This is a genomic window from Hymenobacter sp. GOD-10R (genome assembly GCF_035609205.1).
Classification (GTDB): Bacteria; Bacteroidota; Bacteroidia; order Cytophagales; family Hymenobacteraceae; genus Hymenobacter.
The window spans coordinates 3,930,368-3,952,306 of the sequence record NZ_CP141184.1 but is presented as its reverse complement, the minus strand read 5'-3'; the positions used below and the strand labels follow the sequence as shown (position 1 = coordinate 3,952,306).

General features: G+C 52.7%; 11 protein-coding genes. 6 read left to right on the top strand and 5 right to left on the bottom strand.

What is annotated here, in order from left to right:
- Window positions 1-93 precede the first annotated feature (93 nt).
- The 5 genes from SD425_RS15760 to ppk1 all read left to right on the top strand — a co-directional run bounded on the left by SD425_RS15760 (window position 94) and on the right by ppk1 (window position 7,780).
- Window positions 94-1,242, top strand: coding sequence for a glycoside hydrolase family 172 protein (locus tag SD425_RS15760; RefSeq protein WP_324670902.1), 1,149 nt, complete (start codon window positions 94-96; stop codon window positions 1,240-1,242).
- A 222-nt stretch (window positions 1,243-1,464) separates the two neighbouring features.
- Window positions 1,465-2,784: a T9SS type A sorting domain-containing protein gene (locus SD425_RS15755; RefSeq protein ID WP_324670901.1), complete on the top strand. Its 1,320-nt coding sequence runs from the start codon at window positions 1,465-1,467 to the stop codon at window positions 2,782-2,784.
- Window positions 2,785-2,962: 178 nt separating this feature from the next.
- Complete coding sequence (gene gyrB / locus SD425_RS15750) at window positions 2,963-4,945, top strand: DNA topoisomerase (ATP-hydrolyzing) subunit B (RefSeq protein WP_324670900.1); 1,983 nt, start codon at window positions 2,963-2,965, stop codon at window positions 4,943-4,945.
- Between the two features lie 65 nt (window positions 4,946-5,010).
- Complete coding sequence (locus SD425_RS15745; protein WP_324670899.1) at window positions 5,011-5,388, top strand: RidA family protein; 378 nt, start codon at window positions 5,011-5,013, stop codon at window positions 5,386-5,388.
- Window positions 5,389-5,446: 58 nt separating this feature from the next.
- Window positions 5,447-7,780 (top strand): polyphosphate kinase 1, encoded by a 2,334-nt coding sequence (gene ppk1 / locus SD425_RS15740; RefSeq protein WP_324670898.1) that lies wholly within the window; start codon window positions 5,447-5,449, stop codon window positions 7,778-7,780.
- A 101-nt stretch (window positions 7,781-7,881) separates the two neighbouring features.
- On the opposite strand, the gene SD425_RS15735 is transcribed toward ppk1, so the two are convergent.
- The 5 genes from SD425_RS15735 to topA form a co-directional block, all read right to left on the bottom strand.
- Entirely contained in the window at window positions 7,882-8,868 is a 987-nt protein-coding gene (locus SD425_RS15735) for a phosphatase (protein WP_324670897.1), read from the bottom strand.
- A 331-nt stretch (window positions 8,869-9,199) separates the two neighbouring features.
- On the bottom strand, window positions 9,200-12,946 hold the full coding sequence (locus tag SD425_RS15730) for a hypothetical protein (RefSeq protein ID WP_324670896.1): 3,747 nt from the start codon (window positions 12,944-12,946) through the stop codon (window positions 9,200-9,202).
- Between the two features lie 107 nt (window positions 12,947-13,053).
- A complete protein-coding gene (locus tag SD425_RS15725) occupies window positions 13,054-13,758 on the bottom strand; it encodes an NAD-dependent deacylase (protein WP_324670895.1) in 705 nt (234 codons plus the stop codon).
- Window positions 13,759-13,783: 25 nt separating this feature from the next.
- Entirely contained in the window at window positions 13,784-14,656 is an 873-nt protein-coding gene (locus SD425_RS15720; RefSeq protein ID WP_324670894.1) for a DUF4846 domain-containing protein, read from the bottom strand.
- Between the two features lie 126 nt (window positions 14,657-14,782).
- Entirely contained in the window at window positions 14,783-17,191 is a 2,409-nt protein-coding gene (gene topA / locus SD425_RS15715; RefSeq protein WP_324670893.1) for a type I DNA topoisomerase, read from the bottom strand.
- A gap of 373 nt (window positions 17,192-17,564) precedes the next feature.
- Between topA and SD425_RS15710 the strand changes: the two genes are divergently transcribed.
- Complete coding sequence (locus tag SD425_RS15710; RefSeq protein ID WP_324670892.1) at window positions 17,565-21,929, top strand: HAMP domain-containing protein; 4,365 nt, start codon at window positions 17,565-17,567, stop codon at window positions 21,927-21,929.
- The last annotated feature ends 10 nt before the right edge of the window (window positions 21,930-21,939 follow it).

Here is a 21,939-nt window from a genome sequence, read left to right as displayed (position 1 = left end):
GAATTAAGCCGGAATTGCTTTGTATTACGCAAAGGCTTGCGCATTTTGACTGACCTCCCAATCCATCTCCCCACCCAAAGCCCCGACTCCAATATGAAGCGCATTACTGTGATGGTTCTGTGTTGTGTGCTGCTAGGTACAGTACCCGTTCTGGCGCAGAAAAATACCTTCAACGGCCTAGGTTCTGACCTAGGCAACCTCTACCGACTTTCTGACGCAAAGACTCGCTCTATCAGTCCCGAGAACTTCACCGGGGCAAAGGGGCAAGGTGGACGCGCCACTACCGGTACCGGCCAGAATGCCTCCCGCGACCTAGGCCTAGGTTGGAAAGTGAGCCCAAGCATCATTATCAAACCGGGGCAAACGGCCGTAGTAGCTGAAATAGATGGGGCAGGCGCCATTCAGCATATTTGGTTGACTCCGACCGGTTTGTGGCGCTTTGCCATTCTGCGCATGTATTGGGACGATGAAAAAACGCCCTCGGTTGAAGTACCGGTGGGCGATTTTTTTGGGCAGGGCTGGGGCGAAACGGCGATGCTAAATTCCATTCCAGTAACCGTGAACCCAGGTAGCGCTTTCAACTGCTACTGGCTGATGCCCTTCCGGAAGAAGTGCCGCATCACCTTAGAAAATATCGACGAGAAGGAAATGTTCTTGTACTACCAAGTCGATTATACCCTGACGGAAGTGCCCTCCGATGCGGCGTATTTTCATGCGCAGTTTCGGCGCCAGAACCCAACTGCTTACAAGGTTCCCTATACTATTCTGGATGGCGTAAAAGGACGCGGGCAGTACGTGGGCACCTACCTAGCGTGGGGCGTGAACAGCAACGACTGGTGGGGCGAAGGCGAAATTAAGTTCTTCCTAGATGGCGATAATCAGTTTCCAACGATCAATGGCACCGGCACAGAAGATTATTTTCTAGGCTCTTACAACTTCGAAAACAAGAAGACGCATCAATACCAGGAGTATTCTACGCCCTATGCCGGCCTGCACCAAGTGATTCGCCCTGATGGGCTGTACCGCGCGCAGCAACGTTTTGGGATGTACCGCTGGCACATCCCTGATCCTATTCGTTTCACGCAGGATCTACGCGTGACGATTCAGGCGCTAGGCTGGCGCTACAATGGGCGCTACTTGCCCTTGCAGGACGATGTAGCCTCAGTGGCGTATTGGTACCAAACGGAGCCGCACGCGCCTTTCCCCACGCTTCCATCCAAAGACGATTTAGAAGTGAAATAGTCAGCTTGCTAATGATGCTTGTTTGGCGGAGCAGTAGAGGAAAGTAGCAATTCTTCGGAAAGCTGAATAGATGATTTAGTCACGCTAGCCAGTTGACTTGTTAACGTTAAAAAGGTGCAAAATATTGCATAATTCATTGATAATGATTGAATAGTCAAACTGACGGTTATATTTAATCATCACTTAGTTAACAGATCTTCATCCTCTACCTTACCAATCATCATGAAAAAACCTTTACTTCTTGTAGCTGGCTTCGTATTGAGCAGCTTTGCAGCCCAAGCCCAGTGGGTGCTCCAGCCATTTACTTTCCCAGATGTCTATCAGGCCGCCTATAACATAGACGCCGTTGACGCCAACGTAGTTTGGGTAAGCAGTAACGACCTGATTGAGGGCACCGCCAACCAGTACGGACGGACCAGTAACGGCGGAACCTCCTGGACCACAGGTGCCATCAGTAACCTGACTAGCGCCGAAACCATTACGGGTATTGCGGGTATCAACGCTACTACGGCTGTCGTTTGTGTAACTACTGGTACCACAGGACGCATTCTGAAAACGGTAAACGGGGGCACTACTTGGACAGCGCAAACCTCAGCCACGCAGTTCGCTGGCCCTAGTAGCTTCCCCAATTTTGTCAGCTTTTTCTCCGCTACCGAAGGCATTTGCGTGGGCGATCCACCCACGGGCACGGCGTTCGAGATTTACACCACCGCCGATGCCGGCACGACCTGGACGCGGGTGCCCACTGCGAATGTACCCGCCGCGCAGGCCGGCGAAACAGGCATCGTAAAGAATTTCGCGAGCATAGGTAACAGCTGCTGGTTCGCTACCACTAACGGACGGGTTTATTATTCTTCCAACAAAGGTCAAACGTGGGGAGTAAGTAATAGCGGCCTGAACACCAACGGAGACCTAGCTTTCACAAGTGCCCTGAATGGTATCATGGTGACGGGTGAATTTGGAGGTAGTGCGCACACCATGTCCCGCACTACCAACGGAGGCGTTACCTGGACGCCTACTACGTTCACGGGTACCTTGCACGGAGAAGTAAGCGGCGTACCCGGCACGAACGAAATCCTGTCTGTTGGCTTTGCCGACGATTACGGCTCCTCCTACAGCCGGAACGGTGGACTGACCTGGACGTCCCTGGAATCTACTCGTGACCATATTTCCCTCGATGTTGTAAGCCCAACAGTGGCCTGGTCAGGTGCCCTCGACATCAATAACGTGGCGGGTCTAGGGGTGTATAAGCTAAACTCCACCGTACTCGGCAACAGCCACGATGTAGCCTTGCAAAGCGGGTTAAGCGTATATCCTAACCCGAGCACAGGGGGACAGTTTACGCTGAAGTTAGGTTCGGGCTTGACCAAGGCTGCGCAAGTACATGTGTTTGATGCCATGGGCCGAGTAGTATATACTCGCGCCGTAGAAGCTGCCAACCCTACCGTAACACTCGACCTCGCCCAGCAAGCGGCGGGTGTTTATACCCTGCGCGTGAGCGCCGAAGGTGGAGTAGCACAGCAAAAGTTAGTTGTCAAGTAATGCGCTTTTAGTCGCATTTGCAGAAAGCCTTCCTCCCAGCGGGGAAGGCTTTTTTGTGGCTTCTTTTTTCAGGATTTTTCGGGTAAGAAGTGGTGCTAAAACCCGCAAATCCTGGCAAAAATCGAATAAAATCGGTATCTTTGCATACTAACCTTTGCGCTGAATTTACAGGCAACACATGAGCGAAACGAAAGAAATAAAAGCCCCCGACGAGTACTCAGCTGATAGTATCCAGGTACTAGAGGGGCTAGAGGCCGTACGCAAGCGTCCGGCCATGTACATCGGTGATATTGGCATCAAAGGTCTGCATCACTTGGTGTGGGAAGTAGTCGACAACTCCATCGATGAAGCCTTGGCTGGTCACTGTGACTTGATCCAGGTCACCATTAATGAAAACAACTCTGTTACCGTCCGCGACAATGGCCGTGGCATTCCCGTTGACTTCCACCAGAAAGAAGGCCGCTCGGCCCTGGAAGTGGTAATGACCGTACTGCACGCCGGTGGTAAATTTGACAAGGACTCTTACAAAGTCTCCGGTGGTTTGCACGGCGTAGGTGTGAGCTGCGTGAACGCGCTGAGCAAAGACCTGAAAGTGACAGTGCGCCGCAATGGCCACATGTACGAGCAGGAGTATAAGATTGGTCATCCCCAGTACCCTGTGAAGGAAATTGGGGATACCGACGAGCATGGCACGCAGGTAGACTTTCTGCCCGATGATTCCATCTTTACGGAAAGCGTTTACAAGTACGAAACCATTGCCACGCGTCTGCGCGAGCTATCGTACCTGAACAAAGGCATCCGGATCACGCTGACCGACCGCCGCGAAAAAGACGCTGAAGATAAGTTCCTCTATGAGGAGTTCTTCTCGGAAGGTGGTTTGAGCGAGTTTGTAAACTACCTCGACAGCGGCCGAGCCGTGCTGATGCCTAAGCCTATCCACGTTGTTACGGAAAAAGGCGGCACGCCCGTAGAGGTAGCCTTGCAGTACAATGACTCGTACCAAGAGCACATTTACAGCTACGTCAACAACATCAACACCATCGAAGGTGGCACGCACGTAGCCGGGTTCCGTTCGGCCCTGACGCGTACGTTGAAGGCCTACGCCGATAAGTCGGGCATGCTGGAGAAAGCCAAGGTCGAAATTCAAGGCGACGACTTCCGTGAAGGCCTCACGGCTGTTATTTCGGTGAAGGTGCAGGAGCCGCAGTTTGAAGGCCAGACCAAAACCAAGCTAGGTAACTCCGACGTGAGTGGCGCGGTGAACCAAGCCGTGGGTGAAATCCTGAACCAGTACTTGGAGGAAAACCCCAAGGAAGCGCGCACAATCGTGGAAAAAGTAATCTTGGCCGCTCGTGCCCGGATTGCTGCCCGCAAAGCCCGCGAAATGGTGCAGCGCAAAACCGTGCTAGGCTCCAACAGCTTGCCCGGTAAGCTAGCCGACTGTTCGGAGTCGAACCCCGAGATATGCGAACTGTACTTGGTGGAAGGTGACTCGGCTGGTGGTACCGCTAAGCAAGGGCGCAACCGTGCGTTCCAGGCTATTCTGCCCTTGCGGGGTAAGATCTTGAACGTAGAAAAAGCCCAGGAACACCGCATCTACGAGAACGAGGAAATCAAGAACATGATTACCGCGCTCGGCGTGTCGTTCGGTACGCCTGCCAACGCGGAGACTGGTGCCGAAGCCGACCCCAAGGGACTGAACACCGACAAGCTGCGCTACCACAAAGTCATCATCATGACCGATGCTGACATCGACGGTTCGCACATTCGGACGCTGATTCTTACGTTCTTCTTCCGCTACATGCGTACGCTAGTTGACCGGGGCTACATCTACATCGCGCTGCCGCCACTTTACTTGGTGAAGCGTGGTAAAGAGGAGCGCTACTGCTGGACCGAGCAAGAGCGCCAAGAAGCGCAGGAAGAGCTAGGCCGTGGCAAACCCGAAACCGTAAACGTGCAGCGTTACAAAGGGCTAGGGGAGATGAACGCCGAGCAGCTCTGGACGACGACCATGCAGCCTGACACTCGCTCGCTGAAGCAAGTGACGGTAGAATCGGCGGCCGAGGCCGACCACCTGTTCTCCATGCTCATGGGCGACGAAGTAGCCCCGCGGCGCGACTTCATCGAACGCAACGCCAAGTACGCCAAACTGGACGTGTAACCGCTGTTGAATTAGAAAAAGCCCGCTCCTAAAGCGGGCTTTTTTATTCATTACTCTGCAACAGAATGCGACAACTTATTTCTTCCGGCGCCCCTTGGGAGCCGATTGTAGGCTATTCACGCGCTGTACGCGTAGGGAGCGTGGTAGAAGTAGCGGGTACAACGGCTCAAGATGGTGACATCATCGCGGGCGCAGATGCTTACGCCCAGACGCAGCGGGTACTGGAGAAAATAGGCGCAGCGCTGCAAGAAGCAGGCGCTTCCTTCGAACATGTGGTTCGCACGCGCATTTACGTTACCGATATAACGCAGTGGGAAGCTGTAGGCCGGGCACACGGAGAAGTATTTGGGGCTATCCGCCCGGCTTCTTCCATGATTGAAGTGAAAGCGCTAATCGATCCTAGGTTGTTAGTTGAAATTGAAGCTACCGCTATTATTTCTTAATTAAGAATTGCACCGCCAAGCTGCTTACCTGCGTATATTATTCTTCCTTTGCTTAACTATGAAACTCTTTAAATCTGCCGACCTCATCCGCAAAAGCAAGTACATCAGCCGTGACCTAAGCTGGCTGCGCTTCAACTACCGTGTGCTCGATCAAGCCAAAGATCAGTCGCGCACGTTGTTCGACCGATTGCGTTTTTTGAGTATTACTTCTTCCAACCTGGACGAGTTCTTCATGATCCGGTTGGGTTCCCTATACAATTACCTAGATTATGGCAAAGAGCGCGTCGACTATTCCGGACTGCGCGAGCTGCCGTTTCGGCGCAAGCTGCTGGATTTTGCCCACCGCTTCGTCAACGATCAATCCATTACCTATTTGAATGAGTTGAAGCCGCTGTTTGAGAAGAACGGCTTCAACATCTTGCGAATGGATGAGCTGACGGAAGTAGAAATGAAGAAGGCCGACGGCTACTTCAAGAATACCATCTTCCCGCTGCTCACGCCTATGGTATTCGACTCGTACCATGGTTTCCCGCTGATGATGAACCAGATGCTCATCTTCGGCGTGGTGACTCATACGCAGGCCGAACCAGAGATTGGCAAAGGACATGAGCGTCTGACTTTCGTGCAGATTCCGCAGAACCTGTCGCGCTTCTTTGAGCTGACGCGCAAAGACAAGGTGATTTTCGTGCCGATTGAAGAGATCGTGCGCGCCAACTTGCCGAAGCTGTTCCGCAACGTAGAAATTGCCTCCGCTAACCTGTTCCGCATCACTCGTAACGGCGACTTCACCTTAGAAGAATCTGACGATATCGACATGGACTTCATCAAAGAAATCCAAGTTGGGCTGAAGACACGCAAAAAGGGGCGCGTAGTGCGGCTGGAAGTAGAGAAAGACGCCTCGCCAGTGCTGATGGACGTGTTAAAAGAGCGGTGGCGGATTGATAACGGCAATGTGTTCGTTATCAATTCAATGATTGACATGAAGGGCCTGCTGCAAATTGTGCGGCACCCAAACTTCCGTGGCAAGGCAGCCAAAATGCCCTCACCGGTTCCGCCTTTGAGCTTGCCTGAAGGCGCCGAAGAAAACCTTTTTGACTACCTCAAGCACCACGATATTCTGTTGCATCACCCCTACAACAGCATCGAGCCGGTGGTGCGCCTGCTAGAGCTGGCGGCCGAAGACCCGCACGTGCTCGGCATCAAGCAGACCATTTACCGCTTAGCAGATGACTCGCGCGTAACAGCAGCGTTGCTAAAGGCTGCTGAGAACGGTAAACACGTATCCGTGTTGTTTGAGGTAAAAGCTAGGTTCGACGAAGAACGTAACATCCGCGAAGGCGCTAAACTGGAAAAAGCCGGCTGTTTCGTTATCTATGGGGTTGGTAAGTACAAGACGCACACCAAGATGCTCCAAATCATCCGTAAGGAAGGGGAGAAGGTAACGCGTTACGTGCACATCGGCACCGGTAACTACAACGAGCAGACCTCGCGCCTCTACACTGATGTGAGCTTGCTGACGACCAACGACGTGTATGGCCACGACGTGTCTGAGTTCTTCAACGTAATTACCGGCCATTCGCAACCCGACGATTACGAGTACCTCATCACGGCGCCCAAAGACATGCGTCAGCAACTCATCCATCTAATTCGCGAAGAGATGAAGAACGCGAAGAAGGGCTTGCCGAGTGGTATCGTGATGAAGATGAACTCTTTGGAAGACAAAGAGACGATCGATGAACTATACCGAGCTTCCAAAGCTGGGGTGCCTATCCGGTTTGTGGTGCGTGGCATCTGCTGTTTGCGCCCAGGCCGGCCGGGGTTGAGTGAGAATATTGAGGTGCGCAGCATTGTAGGCGACTACCTAGAGCACGCTCGTTTGTTCTACTTCCACCAGGCTGGCGCCCCCAAAGTGTACGCCGGCTCAGCTGATGTAATGGTGCGTTCTTTTGACCGACGTATTGAAGCCTTGTTCCTGATTGTGAACCCGCAGCTCAAGCGGGAAGCAATCAGCATCTTGATGCTCAACCTGCAGGATAATCAGAACGCGTACCTGATGCGCGAAGACGGAGCTTACGTGCACGTGCGTCCACGGCCAGACGAGCCTACTGTGAACGTGCACCGGGACTTCTACCGTCGTGATGAAGAGCGCATGGCTGCCGCGACACCTGAAGGCTTGCTGCACTTGCTCTTGCAACAAGCTATCCGCAATCAGCTGGCTGATGATCTCAATACCGAACAAGCTGCCAACGAAGCGACGTTGGCTGCAGAGCTGGCGTGCGAAGACGTGATACCAGAGGACGCGGAATACGCGCATTCTGTTGCCATCGGAGAAGGAGAATTGGACGAAGCGATACGCCCAGATACTTACCTAGGTAAACCATTATCGGAATAGGCAAAGAAGCCTAGATAGCTAAGCAGCAACAGAAAGGACCTAGGTGCTCAGCACCTAGGTCCTTTCTGTTGCTGTTCGTACGAAGCTGTGATGAGTAGCGACTACTCTATCTCACGGGCGCGTGCCTGTACTTGTGTGATGGGCTTACGACCGGAGTGGTCGCTGGCCGGGCGTATTTCCTCGAAATGATCTTCGAAAAGCGCTTGCAGCATACCATCTTTAAGACCAATATCTGGCACCTGCATGGTATTGATATTGGCCCACTCCATGGCCGACAAATAGATCTGGCCGGCGGGTACAATAACGTCGGCGCGGTCTGGGTTGAGCATGGCCACGTTCACGCGCTCATCCATGGTCATTTTGCCTAGCTGCTGAAGCACACTAGCAATACGGCGACGGGAAACGGGTTGATCTAAGCTAGGTTGAGCAATGCTGTAGATCTTATTGATATTGCCGCCAGTGCCAATAGCTTGCGTAACGTGGTAGCGACGCGCATTTTCCTTCACCCACTCCTCCATACGCAGCCATTTCTCATTCAAGGAATCATCGGATTTAACGCCTTCTTCCTGCTGCATGCGCCGAATAGATCCTACCTCAAATGACTGCGAAGCTACTTTGCGCCGGTCGTGGTAAATGTTAAATTCCGTGCTACCGCCACCTACGTCGATATGCAGGTAGTGCTTTTTGTCTTCCAGCAAGTACTCAATAACACGGTTGATGTAGGCTGCTTCTGCCTGACCATCGATTACCTGAATGGTCATCCCTAGCTCATGCTGCACACGTTCGACGATGGCCGCCGCATTTGTCGACATGCGCATGGCCGAAGTAGCACAAATGAGGTAATGAGCCACCTCGTGCACTTCCATCAGTAGCTTGAGCGCATGAAGAAACTTGACGAACTTATCGGCTTTAGCCGGGGAAATTTCGCCCGTGGCAAATACATCTTCCCCCAATCGCATGGGGAAGCGCACGTACTCTACGCGCTTGAGGCGGTATCGGTCGCCGTAGTGGAGTACTGCCGAAATTTGGCACCGTACTGCATTTGAGCCAATATCAATGGCCGCAAGTTTTAGGAGAGGATAGTCCAAAAGCGCTGATTCTTATGGGTTCTGTAGATTAGATGGATGGGTAGGGTGGGCTTAGGTGGGAAGACGAAGAGTAGCAAGGTGTCGCATCGGGTTGCATGAACCAGGAGCGACTAGGTAAAGAAAAACGAGCCGCTCTCAAGGAGCAACTGCTAACCAAAAGTAAGAAGTTGAGCCGCTTTACGTGTTGCTCAATCCTAGCCAAGATAGCTGCAACATCGTAGTTGGGCGGTAACTAGCTGATTTATTGCATAAACGAGATGTAGCTGCCATTCAAAAATAGTGATAAGTAGTACTGCTTGTTGCACCTAGCTGGTACTGTGCCCTGCACATCTTATTGGTCGATGCGGAAGCCAACTCCGAATTGCAACAACCCATTCTCGGGTGACTTTTGGTAAGAAACCGACAAAGCTAGCGACTCCGTTACGGGAGCAATGTAGAAGCCAGCACCAGCGGCGCGATGCCACCCATCGGGCGAAGCCCCCTTGTAGTAAACCCGGCCCTGGTCGTAGAAACCAAAAACACCGTAGTAGAAGGGGAGGATACCGTTGCGGGAGCGCCCCAAAGCTAAGCGTAGCTCCGAGTTAAAGTAAGCGCTGGCGTCGCCAGTGAAGCGGTTACGATAATAGCCGCGCAACCCATTGACTAGACCAATGCTGGTGAATTTGTAGAAGGGAATTTCGTCGTCCTCCCCGTAATTCTTCGCGCCACCTGCTTTTAGCACGAGCGTAACAGGCAGACCAATACGGGCAGAGCCATAGTACTCGGCGAAACCTTGCGTAAGGCCGAAAGTGCCTTTGGTGCCATTAAGCTGATGATACGTATCGTGTTGGGCTACAACGCGTACTCCGCGCCGGGCAAAGGTTTGACGGTCCCGCAGGTCTAGGTCAAACAGCGCATTCACCCCAATTAGGCGTTGGAAGCTGGTATTTGGTCGCCGGTCGGAGGGAAGTGGGCTAGGATTACCGCCGCCTAGCAGGCTGTTATATGCATAATCAGAGGTGTACTGCTCATACGTCGGGCCGAAACGAAGAACGCTCTTATTGAAAAAGACGCGCTCGGCGAATGCATTGATATTGTAGCCACTGTAGCGCGCTTTGTAGAAGTTTCGGTCGTACAAGCCTTGGTCTTTCTTAGTATCGTTGCCAAGGCCGAAGAAGTTATAGAACCGGAAATAATCGCCGTATTCGGCACGGGCCCCAATATCAAACAAGCCAATAGCGTGACGGTGGCGCATGTTCACGGCAAGTTGGCGGTTGCCATTAGTAGTGCCCTGCACGTCAACGCCATATAGGTTTTTATAGCCGGGCTTACGGAAGCCTTGGCGGACAATATCGAGTCCAACCCCTAAGCCAAATCCATCGCTGGAATTGTAGATGGCCGTAGCCCTAGGTTTGTAGCCATCATATTCAAAAGCCTCACGGTCATAGGCATTTATGCCGGGTTTGTCAGATGTGCGATTGTCGCTGTCTTTGTCGAGGTGCAGTTCGGTATCAGTTACGTCGTACACCTTGGTCTTGGTGCGCAGCCCGGCCACATGCGACTCATCAGTAATCCGATCCTTGCCGGAACCACCAATAACACGCACCAGAATGCTATGCCGCGCTTTGCCGGTCACGGTGAATACATCTTTGCCATCTAAGCCGTAGAGGCTTACCTCCGCAGTTTCCTTCGGGTGGAATGTCCGGTCGAAGATGGGGTCGCCGTTTGGCTCTTCCGAATCTTTGGCCTTGTCAAACATGCGTACGCGCACATCGTCGTTCTCCAGTCGATCCACTAGAAATACCTCAGCTTTGTTGGAACCAACAACGTCTACGCGCTTAGCAAGCAGCAAGTAGTACTCGTCCAAAGCCGCTGGTAATTCCTGAATGCGCGCTTTGAGTTTCTGATTGAGCTCCTGCCCAGAAATCGGCTGAACCTCTTTCGGCAGTTGGGCCGTGGCTTGGTCGATAGCTGCAGGCGTAATTCTCTGCTGCATGTATTTGCCGATTTCCTGCCATTGTTCCCGCGTGAGCGACTGCAGCAAGAAGCGGTCGAGGTGGCGAGCAGGCCAATTTAGGCTTTCCATGTCGTGGAATTCAGCCTGGAAATCTTCGATGCTCGGCACGGCCCATTCACGGTTAGCCAGGTAAGTCAGCAGCCCATTCCATAGGGTGAAGCTCTGGTCACGGTCACGCGGAATTGGACGGTAGATCGTCTGTTTTCCCTGCTTATAGCCGGCCCATTTCCAATTGTCTTCGTGCTTGCCAAAGTCAGCTACCAGCATGTCGAAGGCCCGGGCTTTGCCAAGAGCCTTCGCGTCGATGCGCGTATCATTGTCCTTGTACATCTGGCGGAAGAAGCTGAAGGAGCGGCGTACCTCGTCGGCGCCACCGAAGCCTGGCAGGTTCGGTTTGGGGTCAACTGGCCGATCTTCCAGCGTGCCAAGTAAGCCTTTGTACTCTTCCCGGTAAGGACCTAGCTGGTTGTTATCGGGCAAAATGAACAACCTAGGCCGGGCGTGCAGAATATCCGTTTGGTCGAGCAAAGAACCCGTAACCAACGCCGAGTAGGGATGCGCCGTGGGGGTAATATCTCGCAGCACGTTGGCGGCAATAGAGTTGCGCAGCTCTGGCGGCAAAATGCGTGTCACATCCTTGTCAACCGAGCGGAAAACGTACTCGGAACTGTCGGCCGCAATTAGTTTGACGGAAGTCGTCTGCCGGCCACCGCCCTTACCGAAGATGCGCAAACCGCCTTTTTCTTGGCTTAAATCCAAGGTGGGTACCTGCACCGGCTGCGTCCAGGAAGTACGATAGAGCGGCCCAATCCAGAACCGCGTGCCTTTACTTGCCGCATATTGCGGCCCTGGCGCAACCGTTACAGTCGGTTGCCAGGGGGCGTCGGGCTTTACTTTCGCAACGCCTTTCGGAGCCGAAGGGCACTCTGGGATAAAGAAGTTGACAGGTACCTTGGGCAACCTAGGTTCGGTGCAAGCCGACTGAAACAACGTAGCCGAATAAGCCTGCTGAGCTACAGCGGCATCTTGGTTATTCGAATCGAACGTATAAAAGGAGGCTTTGACAGTTCCGTCGGCGTAATATTCAAGCTTAGAAAATCCTTCGCGGGATTCGTTGAACTGCGAGTTGGCGTTAGCTCCCACGTGTTCGTGTTCGGTAAAGCTACCCGCTACCAGGTGGTAGTTGTCTTCGGCGCGTGTGAGTTGCAAGCTGTAATCATGCGCGGCGGCATACACCACGCCCGGATTGTCGCGCAACGTGTTCGTCATCTCCTTGCGGAAGGCCTCATAGTTTGGGTTGGCCATATCGCGTGGGGTGCCCACATTCTGCCGGTACGCGGCGTAGAAGGTGCCAAACACGGGCAGCGGCACGCCATTGCCAAACGGAAAGAGGTGCCGACCTAGGGGCATGCGGCCACCATACACGCCATTGCTGACCACCGGCTGGTGCCCCACGAGCAACACATTCTTGCCCTTCGTGTCATCGAGCACATCTTGCAGTTGCTCCCGAAATTCCTCACGGGTCAGCGTTTTGCACTCTGTGTCAGGCGCTTCCGGCTTATTGTAAGGATGCGTCCACCACGGGGTATTGATGGCAACCAACCGGACCAGCGGCGCCACATCTATGATTTCGGGGCCAGGGCAACCACCCGTCGGTGCAAAGGCATTCTGATCCGGAAGCTGCTGTTCAATGTACTTTTCCAACCGCTTTACCCGTTTCAAGCCCTCGGGGCCGGAGTTAGCCCAGTCTTTGTCCCCTGGTATGAAATAGATTTTGCCGCTTGGTAAGCCTTTCACTAGGCCGATAAGCGCATCAGCACGAGCTTGCAGATCGGTCTGCGTGGTGTCCTTTTTGCCACCTAGGCCTTCATTCCCCACGATGTCACCTAAGTGCACCACGGTGAAGGGACCGGTTTGCTGCTCCAACTGCCGTCGTAAGGCTTGTATGCGAGCAGGGGGAAGGTCGTTTGTTGCCGTATTACCCAGTAGATAAACGGTGTGAGCAGGTGTTTGTGCTAACGACGATGTGATGGTAGCTAGCAGTAAGCTAGCAGCTAACAGTAGGGAAGAAGTCTTTCGCATAGATGACCAGCAAAGCTAAGCTAAAGGCGGTCTACGCAAAAAATGGTGTTGAGGTAGCCTCTGATTAAATTTAGGTTAAATGATCACCTAGCTTCAGACCAACAAACTTAGCCTTGTGTCAGCAGTTCAGCCGCTATTCTAGGTACGCCGGTACTAGCTGGCTCTGTTATAAAGTGCAAGTTCCGACGGCTTGTGAGCGGCGGCTGATGCGGATCAATAATGTAAGTGGGGCAATTTGTTGGGGTATAATTGACCAATCCTGCTGCCGGATATACCTGTAAAGAAGTACCTACCACCATAAAGAGATCAGCCGTAGCCGTTTCTTCAATTGCCCGCTCCATCAGCGGCACTTCCTCCCCGAACCACACGATATTGGGGCGGAGCTGATGCCCCCTTTCGCACAAGTCACCTAGGTCGATTCGATCGGTGGTCATCGGATATACTAAGCTGTTGTAGCGCGTGCTGCGCGATTCAAACAGTTGCCCGTGCAGGTGAATGACATGACTGCTGCCTGCCCGTTCGTGTAGATCATCAACGTTCTGCGTGACAATGACCACTTCATACGCTTGCTCCAAGGCAACCAAGGCTAGGTGTCCGGCATTGGGCTGCGCTGCCCGCGCGGCCGTCCGTCGTTGGTTGTAAAACTCAAGCACCAGCTCCGGATTGCGGGCAAATGCTTCGGGCGTCGCCACGTTCTCCACCCGGTGGCCTTCCCAGAGCCCGTCAGAGCCTCGAAAGGTAGCTAGGCCGCTTTCGGCTGAGATGCCTGCGCCAGTTAAGACTACTATTTTCTTGCGTTTGGAAGTTTCCATTCAAACGTGTGTTGGTGAGTGAAAGCTAGAAACGCCGCAGCTCTGTTGCCGCGAATGTCCATTCAGGTGTACGCACTTCCGAGCTGGTGGGGTTCACGGCGTACCATGCTCCTAAGCCAGTGCGCGGATGATTGAGCAGGACGTGCACTTGCTGCGCTGGCATATAGCTTTGGGCGAGTAGCATGAATTTCTGCTTGGTGCTAGGATGCTCGGCTACGTCGAGCACCAGCACGGCATGTCCTGGTGAGCCGCCCCGGAGTAGAACGTCGCCAGGCTGCACTTGTGCTAGCGGTACCGATTGGAGTTCTCTGCTCAATGACAAGGTGCCTGCGTAGTCGAAAAGCTGATCAAGGTAGCGCCGAAAGACGAGGTGGGTAGGCAGTTCTACTGCTTTTGTAGCGGGTAGTACTTCCTCGTTTCGTACCTGAAAGCCTTTGCCGCTATACCAGTCTGAGAACCAGATGTCGTGTCCGCTCGTGAGGTGAAAGTGAATCTGGTTAGGGTTTTGGCTGAACTGATACTCAGCCCGTAAACGAATAACAGCATCAGCGCATTGCTGCAAATCGCGCGTGCCAACATCAAGGTCTAGCACGGCTGCATGAATGTTCTGCGGGTCTTTCATCTGCCCGTTATAGAGCCGAACCGGCGTACCCACCGGCAACAAAGGCACATGACGCAACCAGTCACCAAACGAACCGGCCGTTAATGGTACCCGCTTACACCCTGGTGGTGGTGCAAACCGTATTGCCAGCGTCTGCGCGGAAGAATAAGGATGATTTAGCCACAAGTACGACCTAGGTGAAGTAGCAATTTCTTGCGGAGGTGCCAGATCAGAAGAAGCGTGCAATAATACAAATAGGCTAAAGCTGCGGATAGAAATGAGAAGCGTATAGAGCATTGATAGCTAAAAGCTGTAAATTAAATAGCGAAGATGCTATAAAGAATAAATATAAAAAAGCCGGCTGCGTTTCACATGAAACGCAGCCGGCTCGTCATTTAGTACTATATCTAACCTATGCAGATGTTATTTAGCTTTAGCTGTTGTAGTACTAGCCGCCTTTTTCTTAGGTGTATCCGCTGTTACCTCGGGTGCTGGAGGCGTTTTCTTGGCAAAACGGCCTCCCTTTGCTGGCTTGTCGGGTGTTTGTTCCGCAAGTTCAAGGCAGCGTTCCAGCGTTAGCTCCTTCGGTTCTTCACCTTTCGGAATTTTCACGTTCTTCTTACCCACCACGATGTACGGTCCGAAACGGCCATTTAACACCTGCACTTCTGGGTTTTCTGGAAACTCCTTAATCAAGCGCTCTGCATCAGCTTTGCGCTTACCCTCGATCAAAGCAATAGCCTCAGGAGCCGTAATGGTGTGCGGATCCTGTTCTTTAGTAAGAGAGTAAAACTTGCTGTCGTGGCGGATGTAAGGACCAAAGCGACCTAGGGCAGCCGTCATATCCTTGTCCTCGAATTGACCGACTACGCGAGGTAGCTTAAACAGATCTAAAGCTTCTTCAATCGTGATGTTCTCGATGAACTGTCCCTTGCGCAGGCTAGCATAAACTGCTTTTTCCTCAGAACCTTCTTTCGGTTCGATCTGTACATAAGGGCCGAAGCGACCGAGACGAGCCGTAATTTTTTGACCCGTTTCAGGGTGTGTACCAATTTCACGGGTCGAACCTAGGGTGCTGCGCTCAATATCTTGGCCACGCTCCACTGTTTCGTGGAAGGTACCATAGAAATTGGATAACATGTGCTCCCACTGCTCGTGGCCGTTGGCAATCAAGTCAAACTCGCCTTCTACCTTCGCCGTGAATTTATAATCGATGATAATGGGGAAGTGCTCCACCAAGAAATCATTGACCACCATCGCGGTGTCCGTTGGGAAGAGCTTGGCTTTGTCAGCGCCAAAGGTTTCCGTCTTAGCCTCGACTTGAACTTCGCTGCCTTCCAGCGTTAGCACATGGAACTTGCGCTCCTTGCCCTCACGGCTGTCTTTTTCCACGTAGCCACGCTTTTGAATCGTAGAAATGGTAGGGGCGTACGTTGATGGACGACCGATACCCATTTCCTCCAATTTCTTCACTAACGAGGCTTCCGTGTAACGTGCAGGGGGCTGTGCGTAACGCTCTGTGGCACGCAACAGCTGCAAAGGCAGTTCTTGGCCCGTAGTCAAAGGTGGTAAGCCACGCGAAAACGACGATTCAGTATCCGTATCCTCGTCATCTTTTGACTCGCTATAAGCCTTCAAGAAGCCTTCAAACGTGATGACTTCGCCCGTAGCCGTCAGTGCTACGCCTGGTTGGGTGCTGATGCCAATGGTGGCTACTGTACGTTCCACTACAGCATCGGCCATCTGAGAAGCCATAGCTCTCTTGCGGATAAGGTCGTACAACCGCTGTTCCGCAGAATCAGAACCTGCCTTTGTGAGGGAAAAATCGGTAGGACGAATGGCTTCGTGTGCTTCCTGCGCCGAAGCCGATTTGGTCTTGAACTGCCGGGTATGCGCATACTCCGCCCCGTAAGCCCGCTCGATTTCTGCTTGAGCTGCAACCAGCGCATCTTGCGACAGGTTTACGGAGTCTGTACGCATGTAGCTGATCTTACCAGCTTCGTACAGTTTCTGCGCTACACTCATAGTCTGCGCTACCGAAAAACCTAGCTTGCGTGAAGCTTCCTGCTGAAGAGTAGATGTCGTAAAAGGAGGAGCAGGCGAACGTTTTCCTGGTTTCTTCTCTAGGTTATCGATGCTATAAGTGGCACCAATGCAACGAGTCAGGAACTCTTGCGCTTCAGCTTGTTCCTTAAAACGAGTTGGTAGCTCGGCTTCTAGTACGGCGCCACGACCCGCATCAAAGCGCGCCGTGATGCGGTAAGCGGAAGAGGTTTTAAAGTGACTGATTTCCCGTTCACGCTCTACTACTAGTCGCACTGCAACCGATTGCACCCGGCCAGCAGAGAGGCCAGTCTTTACCTTCTTCCAGAGCACTGGCGAAAGCTCAAAACCAACCAAGCGGTCGAGTACACGGCGGGCCTGCTGGGCGTTTACCAAGTTCAGGTTAATCGCACGAGGTGAGTCGATAGCATTGAGGATGGCGTTCTTCGTAATTTCTCGGAACACAATACGGCGCGTCTTCGCATCGTTCAGGTTCAGGGTTTCAGCCAAATGCCAGCTGATGGCCTCTCCTTCGCGATCATCGTCACTGGCTAACCATACGGTTTCGGCTTCCTTTGCTAGCTTCTTGAGTTGCGCAATAATTTCACGTTTATCGGGCGAAACAACATAGGTTGGCTTAAACCCATTGGCGATATCAATGGCGTTATTATCCTTCGGCAAATCACGAACATGGCCGAAGCTGGATTTGACTACGAAGTCCTTGCCCAAGTAACCTTCAATGGTCTTGGCTTTGGCAGGTGACTCCACAATGACTAAATTCTTAACCATAAAAGGGTACTAGTGCAGGAGGGAATGCGGTTGTGAATAGAGAACGGCAGATGAAAAACAAAAGTTGAATTTTGCCGCAAAGATGCTGGAATAATCCGGTGTAGCTCTACGAATACACAAGCAATAACCTAGCCGGTCGCATTCGTGGCGAGCACCTTATCTCGTTTTGTTTTAACACGGTGCTTGGGCTGAGAGGTTCACAAACCTCGCTTTTGGAGAAGTATTACTTCGTAAAATCCTGCACGGAAGCCCCGATTCTAGTGGGAAGACAGTGGCGTAGTTATTACCTTTGCCAGTCTGACTATTGGCTCACTCATTCCGCCAAGATTAAGTTAGCCTTTCTTTAATTAGGCGCTGCAATCTCCCCGTTCATATGGCTTCAGGTAAGAATACTCGACCTACTTCTTCCGCAGACGTTCCTTCAGCTACGCCGGAAAACACGCCGGAACTTACCCCATTGGCTTCTGCCAACGGGACAAAAGTGAATGGAGAACGTACGTCGAACCACCTGACTCGCCGTCGGGGAAACGCAGGTGCAACGTCTCGCACGCAGAGCCCTGATTATATAAATGAGCAGCTGAATCGAGTACTCTATGCTCTGGATGCTTTTAAGAAAGGTGATGTATCTGTTCGGCTAACCAAGCAGGATGATGACATCTTCGCTGAAATTGCAGAGGCTTACAACTCAATGGTCGAAATGATCGGGGGAGTAGGCGGTGAAGTTTCGCGCATTTCGAAGGTCGCCGGGGTAGAAGGGAATCTAAAAGCGCGCGCCTCGGCCGAGAATGCGGCCGGGTTCTGGCGCGACATGATTAATAATATCAACGGATTAGTAGACAGTATTGCTGTTCCGGTACTCGAAGTAGGGAAGGTGCTCAAGAATATCTCGAAGGGTAACCTGGATGAGACTTTCCAGATACCTGTGTCGGGTGACTTCAAAGTGATGGCCGAAACCATCAACAAGACGATTGACAACCTAAATCTGTTTGCCGGCGAGGTAACCCGTGTAGCGCAAGAGGTAGGCACCGAAGGCAAGCTCGGTGGACAGGCGTCGGTACCGAATGTTGGTGGCGTGTGGAAACAACTTACTGACAACGTAAATACAATGGCCTCGAACCTGACGAGTCAGGTGCGCGACATTGCCAATGTAGCCACGGCCGTAGCTAAGGGCGACCTGAGCCAGAAGATTACGGTCGATGTGAAAGGGGAACTGCTGCAGCTGAAGCAGAACCTGAACCAGATGGTGGACTCGCTCAACTTGTTTGCTGGCGAGGTAACGCGTGTAGCCCAAGAAGTAGGCACCGAAGGTAAGCTCGGCGGCCAAGCACTCGTGCCTAACGTGAGTGGTGTCTGGAAAGACCTGACCGACAACGTAAATAATATGGCGTCGAACTTGACGAGTCAAGTTCGGGACATTGCCAACGTAGCTACCGCCGTAGCCAAGGGTGACCTGACCCAGAAGATGACAGTAAATGTGAAAGGCGAAATCCTCGACCTGAAGAACATTCTGAATCAGATGGTGGACTCGCTCAACATCTTCGCTGGCGAAGTAACGCGCGTGGCGCAGGAAGTAGGTACCGAGGGTAAGCTAGGTGGCCAGGCACTCGTGCCCAATGTGAGCGGTGTTTGGAAACAACTCACCGACAACGTGAACTACATGGCGTCGAACCTGACGAGCCAGGTGCGTGACATCGCCAACGTAGCCACGGCCGTAGCGAAAGGTGACTTGACCCAGAAAGTAACCGTTGATCTAAAAGGGGAGCTGCTGCAGCTGAAGCAGAACCTGAACCAGATGGTGGACTCGTTGAACCTGTTTGCTGGCGAAGTAACGCGCGTAGCCCAAGAAGTAGGCACCGAAGGTAAGCTAGGTGGTCAAGCACTCGTGCCCAATGTGGCCGGCGTGTGGAAGGAGCTCACCGACAACGTGAACTACATGGCGTCGAACCTGACGAGCCAGGTGCGCGACATTGCCAACGTAGCTACTGCTGTGGCCAAAGGTGACTTGACCCAGAAGATGACCGTGGATGTGAAAGGCGAAATCCTGGAACTCAAAGGCATCCTTAACCAGATGGTGGACTCGCTCAACATATTTAGTGATGAAGTAACGCGCGTATCCCGCGAAGTAGGTACTGAGGGTAAGCTCGGCGGCCAAGCACTCGTACCTCGAGTTGGTGGTACGTGGAAGGAACTCACTGACAACGTGAACTTCATGGCCTCGAACTTGACGAGTCAGGTGCGCGACATCGCCAACGTAGCTACCGCCGTAGCCAAGGGTGACCTGACCCAGAAGATGACTGTGGATGTGAAAGGCGAAATCCTCGACCTGAAGAACATTCTGAATCAGATGGTGGACTCGCTCAACATCTTCGCTGGTGAGGTAACACGCGTAGCACGGGAAGTAGGCACCGAAGGTATTCTGGGCGGACAAGCCAATGTACCTAGCGTGAGCGGCACATGGAAAGATCTGACTGACAACGTAAATAATATGGCTTCGAACCTGACGAGTCAGGTACGAGATATTGCCAATGTAGCTACTGCTGTAGCGCGCGGCGACTTGAGCCAGAAGGTAACGGTAAACGTACGCGGCGAACTCTTACAGCTTAAAGAGAACCTGAACCAGATGGTGGACTCGCTGAATACGTTCGGCGACGAGGTAACCCGCGTAGCTCGTGAGGTAGGAACTGAGGGAAGACTCGGTGGTCAAGCCAATGTGCCCAACGTACGGGGAACGTGGAAAGACCTAACCGACAATGTGAATACCATGGCGGCTAGCTTGACCAGCCAAGTGCGAGACATTGCCAATGTGACCACGGCTGTAGCACGCGGCGACCTAAGCCAAAAAGTATCAGTCGATGTAAAAGGCGAATTACTCGACCTAAAAGACAACATCAACGGCATGGTGGACTCGCTGAACATCTTTGCCGGCGAGGTAACGCGCGTGTCGTTGGAAGTAGGTACGGAAGGTCGCCTAGGTGGTCAGGCCAACGTGCCGAATGTAAGCGGAATCTGGAAGGCATTGACCGACAACGTAAACACGATGGCGGCCAACCTTACCACCCAAGTACGCGGTATCGTCAAGATTGTAACGGCAGTGTCCCAAGGCGACTTGACGCAGAAGTTACAGCTAGAAGCAAGAGGGGAAGTAGCCGAGCTAGCCGATACCATCAACCGAATGGTGGACGACCTAAATCGCTTGGCTGTAGAAGTTAGCCGCGTGGCGAAAGTTGCAGGGGTAGAAGGAAAGCTAACCGAACGGGCCACGGTAGGTGGGGTAAGTGGCTCTTGGAAGGAACTGGTAGACACACTTAATGAGCTTCTGGAATCGATAGCTTCACCCGTACTGGAAGTTAGCCGGGTAGTACGAGCTATTTCGGAAGGTGACCTAATGCAGCGTGTAGACGTCGCCACGGCTGGCGATATTGAAGCCATGTCGAGCGCTCTGAACCTAGCTGTCGACAACCTAAATGCCCTACTAGGCGAAATCAACGACTCGTCGCAGGTGGTAGGCGCTTCTTCGGAAGAGATGGTAGGTAAGGGGCAGGAGATGAGCCGTGTAACGGTAGACGTAGCCTTGGCAATGCAGCAAATGGCCGAGGGTGCGCAGAACCAAGCACTCAAAACGGACCAAGCCTTCAAGCTCATTGAAGAGATTATGCAAGCCACCAAAGAGACGGCCGGCAAAGCAGATATTGTAAACAAATCGGCTATCCTAGGTGAGCAAACTTCGCAGCTAGGTCTGAAGACGGTGGCAGAAGTGGTGAAGAACATGGAAGAAATTTCCAGTGCGGCTTCTCAAACCTCCAAAACCATTGAAGTGCTAAGCACTCGTTCACAGGAAATCAGCAAGTCGCTTGGCGTAATTACTGATATTGCTTCCCAAACCAACCTGCTAGCATTGAACGCCGCCATTGAGGCAGCACGTGCGGGTGAAGCAGGTCGTGGCTTCGCTGTAGTAGCAGAAGAAATCCGGAAGCTTGCAGAAGGCTCGCGCAAATCAGCCAACGAAATTGCCACGTTGGTAGAGGACGTTCGCAAAGACACTACCTCAGCAGCTACTGCCATTTCAACCATGGAAGGGCGCGTGTTGAAAGGTAAGAATGCCACCTTTGAAGCTAGCTCTGCCTTTAAGAATATTGCCACCAGCAGTGGTGAAACACTGCGCACGTCGCGCGACATTCTCACGGCTACAGAAGTGCAGAAAACTAGCATCAGCGACGTAGTGAAGTACGTTGAGGAAGTCGTAGCTATTGCCGAACAAACGGCTTCTGGCACGCAGCAGGTTGCGAGCACCGCTAAGCAACTCTCCAGCTCCATGCAAGAACTGACCGTATCGAGCCAGCGCCTCACTGATATTGCCGACGACTTGCAAGAAGGCCTTTCCGCCTTCCAGTTGATGGAAGAGGAGCCAGAGCCCGAGCCAGAACCGCAGCCACGTCTCAGCCTACGGCATTTATTGAATCGTCGGAACGAGCCGGCGCTGCCTGCAGAGCGAACTATACGTCGAATGCCTGCTAGCAAACAGGCAAGTGCACCGGCTGCTAGTGCTAGGCAGTTGCCGAAAAAGCTAGCTAGTGCTCCTTCCGAAAATGGCACGGCAAATACCGACACAGCAGCCAATGGCAAGCCTGCGCGCAAAGCGCCACCACGGCGTGGCACGCCAGCCGAGCCTAAGCCAGCAGAACCACAAGCAAAAGAGCAGGCGGCCCCACGTGCCCGAGCTAAAGCGAAGAACAAGTAAGTACTGGTAT